The sequence below is a fragment of the Aureimonas sp. Leaf454 genome (genome assembly GCF_001424685.1).
Classification (GTDB): domain Bacteria; phylum Pseudomonadota; class Alphaproteobacteria; order Rhizobiales; family Rhizobiaceae; genus Plantimonas.
The window spans coordinates 1,127,454-1,138,200 of record NZ_LMQT01000001.1 but is presented as its reverse complement, the minus strand read 5'-3'; the positions used below and the strand labels follow the sequence as shown (position 1 = coordinate 1,138,200).

General features: G+C 69.6%; 8 protein-coding genes. 3 read left to right on the top strand and 5 right to left on the bottom strand.

Going from position 1 to position 10,747, the window contains the following annotated elements; genetic code table 11:
• From ASG43_RS23360 to ASG43_RS23215, 3 genes are all read right to left on the bottom strand, one after another.
• A partial coding sequence (locus ASG43_RS23360) for a methyl-accepting chemotaxis protein (RefSeq protein ID WP_280137195.1) occupies positions 1–406 on the bottom strand: 406 nt, incomplete at its 3' end.
• Between the two features lie 1,727 nt (positions 407–2,133).
• Positions 2,134–3,330: an MFS transporter gene (locus ASG43_RS04930; protein WP_056500821.1), complete on the bottom strand. Its 1,197-nt coding sequence runs from the start codon at positions 3,328–3,330 to the stop codon at positions 2,134–2,136.
• A gap of 221 nt (positions 3,331–3,551) precedes the next feature.
• The gene (locus tag ASG43_RS23215) at positions 3,552–4,925 is read right to left on the bottom strand and encodes a tlde1 domain-containing protein (RefSeq protein WP_056500818.1); all 1,374 of its coding nucleotides are present in this window, start codon (positions 4,923–4,925) and stop codon (positions 3,552–3,554) included.
• Between the two features lie 277 nt (positions 4,926–5,202).
• Between ASG43_RS23215 and ASG43_RS04920 the strand changes: the two genes are divergently transcribed.
• Both ASG43_RS04920 and ASG43_RS04915 read left to right on the top strand, forming a co-directional pair.
• On the top strand, positions 5,203–5,928 hold the full coding sequence (locus ASG43_RS04920) for an SDR family oxidoreductase (protein WP_056500814.1): 726 nt from the start codon (positions 5,203–5,205) through the stop codon (positions 5,926–5,928).
• A gap of 141 nt (positions 5,929–6,069) precedes the next feature.
• Positions 6,070–6,339 carry a hypothetical protein gene (locus ASG43_RS04915; protein WP_056500811.1) on the top strand — a complete coding sequence of 90 codons (270 nt, stop codon included), beginning with the start codon at positions 6,070–6,072 and terminating at the stop codon, positions 6,337–6,339.
• A gap of 49 nt (positions 6,340–6,388) precedes the next feature.
• Here ASG43_RS04915 and ASG43_RS04910 read toward each other — a convergent pair whose 3' ends face one another.
• Both ASG43_RS04910 and ASG43_RS04905 read right to left on the bottom strand, forming a co-directional pair.
• Complete coding sequence (locus ASG43_RS04910) at positions 6,389–8,053, bottom strand: aconitase X (RefSeq protein WP_056501185.1); 1,665 nt, start codon at positions 8,051–8,053, stop codon at positions 6,389–6,391.
• Positions 8,054–8,159: 106 nt separating this feature from the next.
• Entirely contained in the window at positions 8,160–8,660 is a 501-nt protein-coding gene (locus ASG43_RS04905; RefSeq protein ID WP_244487968.1) for a GNAT family N-acetyltransferase, read from the bottom strand.
• A 436-nt stretch (positions 8,661–9,096) separates the two neighbouring features.
• Between ASG43_RS04905 and ASG43_RS04900 the strand changes: the two genes are divergently transcribed.
• Positions 9,097–10,740, top strand: a complete 1,644-nt coding sequence (locus ASG43_RS04900) for a Na/Pi cotransporter family protein (protein WP_056500805.1) — start codon at positions 9,097–9,099, stop codon at positions 10,738–10,740.
• The last annotated feature ends 7 nt before the right edge of the window (positions 10,741–10,747 follow it).

Below are 10,747 nucleotides of genomic sequence, written 5' to 3'. Positions count from 1 at the left end.
TGTCGGCGGCCATGGAGACCTCCTTCAGGCTCAGCGACTGCTCGCGGGCGGCCTGGGCCATGTCGGTGATGATCTGGGTGACCCCGCCGACCTGGGAGAGGATCTGCTCGAGGCTCTGGCCGGACGCCGTGACGAGCGCGACGCCTTCGCCGACCTGGGCCGAGGAGGTCGCGATGAGGCCCTTGATCTCCTTGGCGGCCTCGGCCGAGCGCTGGGCAAGGCCGCGCACCTCCTGGGCGACGACGGCAAAGCCTCGGCCGGCTTCGCCGGCCCGCGCCGCCTCGACGCCGGCGTTCAGCGCGAGGAGGTTGGTCTGGAAGGCGATCTCGTCGATGACGCCGATGATCTGGCCGATCTTGTCCGAGGAGGCCTCGATTTCGGACATGGCCGCGACGGCGCGCGTCACGACGTTGCCGCCCTTCTCGGCCTCCTTCTGCGCCAGGAAGGCCGCGGCGCGGGCGTCGTCGGCGCTCTGGNTCGGACATGGCCGCGACGGCGCGCGTCACGACGTTGCCGCCCTTCTCGGCCTCCTTCTGCGCCAGGAAGGCCGCGGCGCGGGCGTCGTCGGCGCTCTGGGCCGTCTGCCCGACGCCGCGCGTCACCTCCGACAGAGCCGCGACGGTCTCCTCCAGGCTGGCTGCCTGCTGCTCGGTGCGCTGGGAGAGGTCGCCCGCGGCGACCGTGATCTCGTTGAGGCCGGTCTTCATCGTGCCGACCGCGGCGATGACGGAGCCGATCGTGTCTTCGAGTTCGGCGATGGAGCTGTTGAACTTCATCCGGATCGGCTCGAACTCCGGCGCGACCGACTGGTTCATGCGAACGGTGAGGTCGCCGGTGGAGAGCGTGTCGAAGCTCGCCTCCACGAGATGGACGAAGGTCTTGAGATCCTCGGCCTTGGCGTTGTCGATCGCGGACTGGCGGTCGCGCTGCGCCATGTTGGCCTCCTGAGCCGCCCGGGCCTCGGCTTCCAGAGCCTTCCGCTCGACGGCGGCCCGCTTGAAGACCTCCACCGCGCGAGCCATGGCGCCGAGCTCGTCGCTGCGCTCCTGGCCGGCCGCCTCGACGCCGAGATCGCCCCGCGCCAGATCCGTCATCGAGCGGGTGAGCCGCTGAACGACCTTGGCGAGCCTGCGCGCGAAGACGAAGAAACCGAGAAGCGCGAGGATGGCGGCGGCGAGCGTGGCGAGCGCCGCCGTCCAGAGCGCGGCGCGGCTGCTGGCCATCAGGTCCGAAACGTCCGACGCCACGACGATCACGCCGATCGACTTGCCGGAGAACGTCGTCAGCGGCAGCGCCGACATGGACACGTCGCGCCCGTCGAGGGAGTCCATGCGCCGGATGTCCGCGCCCGCCATGGCGGCCGTCATCTCGTCCTCGCTCAAGGGCAGATCGCCGGGGAAGGTGGAGGACTGCGTCTCGAAGCGGCCGTCCTTCAGGATCTGCACCGAAAGGCGGGCGTTGATCGACTGGCTGATGCGGGCGAAGTAGTCCTCCGTGAGGCCCGTCCCGACGTCGACGATGCCGGCGACCTTGCCCTCCTTCAAGACGGGCGCGCTGGCGAACACGCTGATCGCCTTGGCGCCGGCCTCCACGCCCGACGTCAGCTTGGCCGACGAGATCGCATCGGCGACGGTCTGACGGCGCTGCAGGACGTTGTCGCCGAAGCTGGTGGGATTGTGGACCCGCGCGACCGCATTTCCCCGGACGTCGAAGAAGGTGATGAGCTGAAGGCCGCTCGACTGCTTGATGGCGGGAAGGCTGGGGGCGTAGTTCGCGATGAGCGGATCGCGGTCCTGGGCGAGGATGCGATCGGCCATGCCGGCCTCGCCGGCGATGCCGAGAGCGAGGCCGCTCGCAATGCGCTCCTGCGCCTTCATGTCGGCCTGGAGAAAGGCGATGTCGTCCTGCAGTTCCTTGCGGAGCGTGTGCTCGATCATCCGCGACTGCTGCATCCAGCTGAGGCCGCCGATCGTGGCGCTGGCGAACAGGACCGCGGCGAAGCCGCAGGCGGTGATGCGCAGCCAGAGCGGACGTTGGACGGTCGAGTCGGTCGACATGGGGCAGCCTATCTGAACGGAAACTCGTTCAAATGTGGCATGCGCTCCTTACCAATCCGATAAGCATCACCTTGCGTCAGTGGGGTTGCAGCCGCGGCAGCAGGATCGTCGCCAGACCCAGCAGCGGGAGGTAGGAGACGACCCCGTATACGAACTCGATCCCGCGCGTGTCCGCGAAGCTGCCGAGAACGGCGGCGCCGAGGCCGCCCGCGCCGAAGGCGAAGCCGAAGAAGATGCCGGCGACGAGACCGACGCGTCCGGGCAGGAGCTCCTGCGCGAAGACGACGATGGCGGGGAAGGCGGAGGCGAGGATCATTCCAATGACGATGCTGAGCACGCCGGTGAAGAAGAGATCGGCATAGGGCAGCATCAGCGCGAAGGGGATCACGCCGAGGATCGAGAACCAGATCACGAATCGGGCGCCGAACCGGTCGCCGATCGGGCCGCCGGCGAAGGTCCCGACCGCAGCGGCGCCGAGGAACAGAAACAGCATCAGCTGCGCCTCGCGGACGGTGAGCTGGAACTTCTCGATGACGAAGAAGGTGAAGTAGCTGGAAATGCTCGCCATGTAGACGTTCTTCGTCGCGGTCAGGAGAATCAGGATCCCGAGCGCGGCGAGGACGTCCCGGCGCGGCAGCGGCAGGCTGCGGCTCGGCGGGGCGCGATCGGCCTGGAGCCGGCGTTGTCCCGAATACCAGCGACCCGCCCAGCCGAGGATGACGATTCCCAGCATGGCGATGGAGGCGAACCAGGCGATGCTGCTCTGGCCGAAGGGCAGGACGACGAAGGCGGCGAGCAGAGGCCCGATCGCGGTTCCCGCATTGCCGCCGAGCTGGAACAGGGACTGCGCGAAGCCGTGTCGGCCGCCGGAGGCGAGGCGCGCGATGCGCGAGGATTCCGGATGGAAGACGGCCGAGCCGAAGCCGACGAGGCTGGCGGCCACGAGAAGCAGCGCGAAGCTGTCCGCCCTCGACAGGAGGACGAGGCCGCACATCGTGCTCAGCATGCCGACGGGAAGCGAATAGGGCAGGGGCCATCGATCCGTCACGATGCCGACCACCGGCTGCAGGAGCGAGGCCGTGACCTGGAAGGTCATCGTGAGGAGGCCGATCTGCACGAAATCGAGGTCGTAGTTCTGCTTCAGGAGCGGATAGAGCGAGGCCAGCAGCGATTGCATGATGTCGTTCAGCATGTGGCACACGCTGACGGCGACGAGGACCGACAGCGTCACCCGCTGGAAGCGGGGCGCGGCGGCGGAAGCGGCAAGGGTCATGGCGGCGGTCCCCCGGCCGATGCGGGCTGTTCGCCCCGACGATTCGGCCAACGGAGCCGTCATAGACCCCTCGGTGGCCCTCTTCAATCAGTCGGCCTTACAATTGACGTGCGTCCCTCAATGTTCGTCCCGCCCCGACGGATCGGTCCCGTGGGGACCGTCCCGCCCCGGCGGATCGGTCCCGGGGGACCGTCCCGCCGCGTCCGGATCGCGAGGATCCGCTACCGCTTGATCCGATCGAACCAGGAGGCGATGCGGGCGGGCGGGCTGTCGAGGCTGGCCACCACGACGAGTCGCTTGATCTCGCCCCGCTTGAAGGCGGCGAGGAAGCGCTTGTAATCCTTGAAGGAGACGCAGCCGTTGGAATCGCCGCGCGGTCCGAGCATGTAGGTGTGGGCGAGAAGGCCGTTGCGGTTGTGGATGCGTCCCTGTCCGCCGACGGGATAGAGGCGGATCGCCGCGACGCCGTGGAAGAGGCTCTCGCGCATGGCGAGGTTGTAGGTGTGCGGCGGGGTCGGGCCCCGGTTCTTCTCGCGCACGAAGCGGACGTCGTCGCGCATCCGGCCAAGGCCGGAATGGGCCTCCAGACGCTCCCCGTTCGGCAGGTACACGGTCGCGGCGGCGATGTCGTAGATCGCGGTGCCCGCACCGAGACGCGGCTTGACCGGGGATCGGCGCTCAAGAACCGAAGGCGCATCGTCGTCGATGTCGCCCGCATCGGGACGGGCATAGGCGAGGAGGCCGGAGGGCGCGCGATGGCGTTTGCCGAGAAGCGGTTCCGGGCTCGGCTTGCGGAACGGGCGCATCGTCGGGGTCGGAATGGCGAGGGCGAGTTCACGCTCCAGCGCGGCGCGCGCATTGGCCGGCGGCTCGGCGGCCGGGCCGGCCTCGATCGGCTCGGCGCCGTTGTCCGGCAGATCGGTCTCGACGTGATCTTCGACGACAGCCGCCGTGGCCGCAGCCGGTATCGCCGGCTTCGCGCGTCCCGATGCCGGACGGGCGGCGCCCGGCGTCGGTTCGAGGGCGGCGAGCGTCTGCGTCTCGGCTTTCGCGGGAGCTGCGCCCGCCACCTGGAACGCGGCTGCGGTCGCGGGCGCCGCCACCGGCTGGAAGGCGGGCGAAGCGCCGAAGGCGACCGGCGCGAGGCGGTGGCTGGCGAGGGGTTTTGCCGTCGCGGCCAGACGAACGGCCGCAGCGGACATTCGCTGCGGCGCCGCCTTCGGTTCCGGCCGCATCACGGCGCCGCCGCCACCGGCGGCGTGCCGAACGGCTCGAGCCCCGGACGGGTTCCCGGTCTCGATGGGGCGAAGCGCCACCGGGGCCGCCACCACGCGAAGGTGCTGTTGCCGCAATGGGCCGGGCTCGGACATGCGTGTCGGGGCGAGCGCTCGTGCGCCCGGACCGTTCGACGGGACGAGGGTTCCCGACAGGGCCAGCGCAAGGCCGAGACAGCCGACGAGCCCGAGAGTCCCGCCGACGGCGACGGCGCGACCGCGGCTCCAGGGTTTCCAGGCGCTCGAACGGGCCGGGGCCGCGGGCTCGGCCCGAACGGGTCGTGGCGATCGCAAGGTCCGCGCGCGGAGATCCTCGGTCATGGATTGGTCGCCGCCTCATCACGGTTGATCGAGCCGACGTGCCAGGGCCCGTTCGCCGGGAGGCAGGGAGGTCGGATGGCGATCAGCATGCCGTCTTATGGTTACCAATTCCTGAGCGCAGGCCGGACGGCCACGGAGCGGGTCCGGCGAAACCGCGACACGGGACGCCCGTAAGGCTTGCCTATTTGCCTCCGCCGGGCCACGGATCACGGGTTCCCGTCCGTCTCGACGGCAGCGGACGGGCGACATCGGCAGGGACACGACACGGGAGGGTCGCATGGACTTCAAGGGCAGGAGCGTCGCGGTGACCGGCGCGGGCAAGGGCATCGGGCGGGCGACGGTCCAGCGCTTCGTGGAGGACGGGGCCGAGGTCGTCGCGCTCAGCCGGTCGCAGGCCGACCTCGACGCCGTGAAGGCCGAATTCGGCTGCCGGACGATCGCTGTCGATCTCGCCGATGCCGCGGCGACGCGCCGGGCGGCGCTCGACATGCTGCCGGTCGACTATCTCGTCAATTGCGCGGGCACGACCGATCTCCAGTCGGTTCTCGACACGACGCCCGAGGTCTTTCAGCACATCATGTCCGTCAACGCGCTGGCGCCGCTGATCCTGTCGCAGGAATACGCCCGCGAGCGCATCGCGGCCGGAAAAAGCGGCGCGATCGTCAACGTGTCCAGCATCGCCTCCTTCATCGGCTTTGCCGATCACGCGGCCTATTGCGCCTCGAAGGGGGCGCTGGACGGCCTGACGCGCGTGATGGCCAACGAGTTCGGGCGCCAGGGCATCCGCGTCAACGGCGTCCATCCCGTGGTCACGCTGACGCCGATGGCGATCAAGGCCTGGAGCGATCCGGCGAAGTCCGATCCGATGCTCGCCCGCATTCCGCAGGGCCGCTTCGTCGAGCCCGGCGAGGTCGCGGCGGTGATCGCCTATCTCCTGTCCGACGACGCCTCGATGATCAACGGCATCGACATGCCGGTCGACGGCGGTTTTCTCATCAATTGAGGAATGTCCCGGCGCCGCTGCGCCGGGGCTCGCGCGATCCGGGATCGCGCCCACGCGCCCTTCGGGGACGGGACATGCGGCGTGCGGCCGCCGGATCGCCGCCGCCGCCCGGACGTTCGAAAGGCTTTGGAGGTCCCTGCCATGGACGATGACGATCCCGACCTGGAGTTCTCGCCGCTCGGCGGACTCGTCACGCGCGACGAGCGGACCGTCCAGGTCCACATCTTCCGGATCGCGGGGCGCACCGACGGTTGGGCGCTCGAGGTCGTCGATGTCGACGACGTCTCGACGACCTGGGACACGCTCTTCGCGACCGAGCGCGAGGCCTACGAAGAGTTCAGCCGGGTTCTGGAGGAAGACGGCATCGATGCCTTTCTCGGCGACGGCGCGAAAGGGGCTTCGCGCCCCTGACGCTGGCCCCTGACGTTCGCCGCGGCGCCGGCCGGCGGCGTCGCGCGGTTCAGGCGAGCCAGTCGGGCAGGCGCGGCGGGGCCCGGCCCGTGGTCGCAGCCTCGACGCAGTCGGCGAGCGTTCCGAAGCGAACGGTCCGGCCGCTGAGTCCCGGCCCGTAATGGGCGTATTTCCCGGAATTGGTGAGCACGGTTCGCGCGCGCGCGGGAAAGACCGGCTCGGAGATCGAGCACCAGCAGAGATCGGGCAGGACAGACACGCCGCTCGCCGACAGCCGCTCCAGCGTTCCCTCCGCAAGGGCTTGCGCGATGACGTGGCGTCCGGCCGTGACGATGACGTCGACATCCGCGTGCCGGATGCGTCCCGAGAGGGCGTCGGCGAGCGCGCGGCATTCCGACAGCGAGGCATGGGGGCTGCCGATCGCGACGAGGTCGACGTCGGCGGGGCCGGCGTTCAGCCGTGCATAGGCCTCTGCCAGCGCCGCGCGCGTGATCGCGCGGATCGGCGCATCCGGGCCGAGCGAGCCGGCGGCTTCCGGGGTCACGCCTTCGATGTGCAGCATCGGGGCGGCCGAGCTGGTGCCGAAGGCGGCGCAGAGCGCCTTCAGATCGTCGCGCGTCGGCCGGCCCTGCGAAAGGCCGCGCAGGAGCGGAATCCCATCCGGCGAGGCGTGGCCGGCGAGATAGCCGATCAGCGGCCAGATGGCATCGCCCGCGCCGTCCGGCAGTTCGACGTCGATGCCGCAGCAGGCCCGTCGTTCGGCGTTCCCGTAGACGCCGGACAGCGGCGCGCGGCCGGTGATGGCGATGCAGAGATCGAGAAAGTCCGGGTGCTTCACCGTGCGGGCGCCGAGCACCGAATTGGCGAAGATGACGGCGTTCGACTCCGACCAGGCGATGCGTTCGCCCGGCTCGGGCGCGCCGTCGAGAAGGTAAGGCGCGCAGGTGAAGGTCGGGCGGCAACCCATCCGCACATAGGCGTCGGCGAGCCTTGCCGCGGGATCACCGAAGGCGGGCGGCACGCCCTGCTCGCGCCAGTTCTCCCGGTCGACGGAGATCGCGTTCATCGTGGTGGGAAGGGTGACGCGCCCGCCCATCCGCTCCAGGGTCTCGGCGAAGGCGAGGTTGGCGGGGCTCGCATAGATGCAGCCGTCGATATGAACTTGCGTCACGTCGATCAGCCGTTCGGCGCCCTGCTGCGCGGCCATGGCGCAGACGATGCGCATGGCCTGGCGAACGGCGGGCGCGGCGTCGTCGCCGAGCATGGCGCGATCGCCGGCGGACAGGTCGAGCGCTGCGTCCACCGCCGGCCCGATCGGGATCTCGATCCCGTCGGCGCACAGCATCGTCTCGGTGATCTCGCAATGGCTGGATCGGGCGAGGATGTCGAAAGCCTCCGGCGGAAGGCGCAGCACCGGGAGGGAGAGGCCGAACATCTCGGCGGCGACAAGCGCGCCGAGCGTCAGCACGTCCTCGGCCCCGGAGAAGACGAGGGCGGCCGGCGCGCGGCCGTTGAGGGCGAGGTCGAGAAGAACGCCGGACCCCGAGCAGGAGCCCCGGCTCGACGGCATCGCGAGGACCTGCCCGCCGATGCACCGGCCGTGCCAGGGATGGTGCACGTCGATCACCCGTCCGTCCGCGGGGTCGACGCCGCCCCAGAAGCTCAGCGCCTCCGTCGAGGCCAGGACCGAACCGGAGGCGCAACCGCCGAGCAGGCGACGGGCGGCGGGCGTCGATGTCGCGGCATCGAAGCCGGTGCCGTCACCGGTGGCTGGAGAGGGGAAGTCTGGCGTCACGGCGTCACCTCGTTCGGATCGCAGGTCAGGCCGGGAGCGGCTTTTCGAGAACCACGAAGTCGAGATCGTCCTGCAGCGGCACGCCGAAGCGCGGATCGTCGAGGGGAAACGGCGCGCGCGCGCCGGTCCGCGCATAGCCGCGACGCTCGTACCATGCGATCAGCTCGAAGCGTTGCGAGATGACCGTCATCCGGATCCGGCGAAGACCGAGATCGCGCGCGACGGCCTCCCCCGCCGCGAGCAAAGCCTTGCCGTAGGTGCGGCTCTGACGGTCCGGGGCGACCGTGAGGAGGCCGAGATAGCCGAAGCCGCTCTCGGCCACAACATCGACGCAGCCGGCCAGTCCCTCGCCATCCTCGCCGGCGAGAAGCGTGTGCCGGGGATCGCCGAGCATGTCGAGCAGCATGTCGGCATCGATCCGCTGCCCCTTGAGGAGCGCCGCCTCGTGGGTCCAGCCGCGCGTCGCCGTCTCGCCGCGATAGGCGGAATTGACGAGGCGCACGAGGTTCGCGACGTCGTCCGTCACGGCGCGTCTGATCTGGATCGGCAAAGCTCGGTCTCCCCCGCTCGGCATCGCGCGGCGACGTCCGATGCTTCCAGCGATACAGGATCGTCGCATGTCAGGACCAGAGCCTTCCCGTGGAATGCCGGCGCTCTCGTCGCGCCCGCGACATCCGGCCGATTGCGGGCGTTGGCACCGCACCCGGGCGAGGAGCCCACAGCCGCCAATTCCGGGACACGGCGGGTCCGCGGCGACGCAAATAAACTTTGCCGGCTTCCTTATCTTCTCCGCGGTTGTTGGCATATTGTCATAAACGACGAGAATGGTCTGACGACGCTCGGCTTTTCCGGAGCGGCACAGGTTCGCGACGGTTTCGAGGAGGATCGTCGTCTCAGACCAAGGCGATGCCGGCCGGGGAGGCGGCGTCGACAACCGGGGAGGCCGGATCGAGGACGCGCCGATGCATTCCACCGTCATCATGATCAACCTGACCGGTGCCGTGGCGCTCCTGCTCTTCGGGCTCGCGCAGGTGAAGGACGGCGTGTCCCGCGCCTTCGGCGCGCGGCTGCGGACCGGGCTCGCGACGGGCACGCGGCACGGCTGGCGCGCCTTTCTTTCGGGCCTCGCGGCGACGATCGCGCTGCAGAGCTCGACGGCGACGGCGCTCATGATCTCGTCCTTCGTCGACCGCGGCCTCGTGAAGGCGCGCAAGGCGCAGATCGTCCTGCTCGGAGCGAATGTCGGGACGGCGGTCACCGCCTGGCTTGTGTCGACGGGCATCGAGTGGATCTCGCCGCTTCTTCTCCTCGTCGGCGTGGTGCTGCGCCGCAGTGCCGGGACGGCGCGTCAGGGCGGCGGCACCGCGCTCATCGGCATCGGCCTGATGCTTCTCTCGCTGCATCTCCTCGGCCTCGCCACCGAACCCATGCGCACCTCGCCGGCGCTCGCCGCCTTCATCGCCCTTCTCGACGACGCCTGGCCGGTCGCACTGATCCTGTCGGCGGCCTTGGCCTTCCTGTCCTCCTCCAGCCTGGCGATCGTCGTCCTCATCCTGTCGCTCGCCTCCTCCGGCATCCTGTCGGCGGGCCTGACGGTCGTCCTGATCCTCGGCGCCAATCTCGGCGGCGCGGTTCCGCCCTATCTCGCGACCCTTCGCGAGTCGCCCGCCGCCCGGCGAATCACGCTCGGCAATCTTCTCGTGCGGGCCGCGGGCTGCGCGCTCGCGCTGCCGCTCGCCGGTTTCAGCGCGGATCTCATCGCCGCGCTGCCGCTGGCGCCGGACAAGCTCGCGGTCGACGCGCATCTTCTCTTCAACCTCGCGCTCGCCGCTCTCGCCTTTCCGTTCACGGGCATGCTGACGCGCCTGATGCCGCGCCTCGTGCCCGATGCCGTCGGCGACGAGGACCGGCCGAAATTCCTCGACCCGCAGGAACTCTCGACGCCGATCGTCGCCCTGACCAGCGCGACGCGCGAGGTGCTCGGCGTCGGCGATCTCGTGGAGCGGATGCTGATCCAGATCTCGGACGCGTTCCGCCGCAACGATCTCGACGCGCTGCGGGAGATCCCGACGCTGGAGCGCCGCGTCGACCAACTGCAGCAGGCCGTGAAGATCTATCTCTCGCAGCTCGGCCGGGACGGACTGCAGGAAGAGGACGGCCGGCGCTCGATCAACATTCTCGACTACGCGATCAATCTCGAGCACATCGGCGACATCATCGAGAAGGGGCTGCGCGAGCAGGTGACCAAGAAGGTCAGCCAGGGGCTGAAATTCTCGGATGCGGGCTACAAGGAACTCCAGCGCTTCATCGACCTCACGATCGACAATCTCCAGATCGCGCAGACCATCTTCGTCACGCGGGACGTCAATCTCGCGCGCCAGCTGATGGAGGTGAAGGTGGAGGTGCGGCAGATCGAGAAGCAATCCGCCGAGCGGCATTTCGAACGCCTGCGGGAGGGCCGGATCGACAGCCTGCGCACGAGCTCGCTCCATCTCGACATGCTGCGCGATCTCAAGCGCATCAACGCCCACATCGTCTCGGTCGCCCATCCCATCATGGACGCGAGCGGCCTTCTCATCGAAAGCCGCCTCCGCGCCTCGGCCTGACCGTCCG

Bases quoted from the DNA above. Each gene is read 5' to 3' on its own strand.
- ASG43_RS04915 (WP_056500811.1), top strand. From the start codon at position 6,070: ATGGACGATGACGATCCCGACCTGGAGTTCTCGCCGCTCGGCGGACTC.
- ASG43_RS04920 (WP_056500814.1), top strand. From the start codon at position 5,203: ATGGACTTCAAGGGCAGGAGCGTCGCGGTGACCGGCGCGGGCAAGGGC.
- ASG43_RS23215 (WP_056500818.1), bottom strand. From the start codon at position 4,925: ATGACCGAGGATCTCCGCGCGCGGACCTTGCGATCGCCACGACCCGTT.
- ASG43_RS04930 (WP_056500821.1), bottom strand. From the start codon at position 3,330: ATGACCCTTGCCGCTTCCGCCGCCGCGCCCCGCTTCCAGCGGGTGACG.
- ASG43_RS04900 (WP_056500805.1), top strand. From the start codon at position 9,097: ATGCATTCCACCGTCATCATGATCAACCTGACCGGTGCCGTGGCGCTC.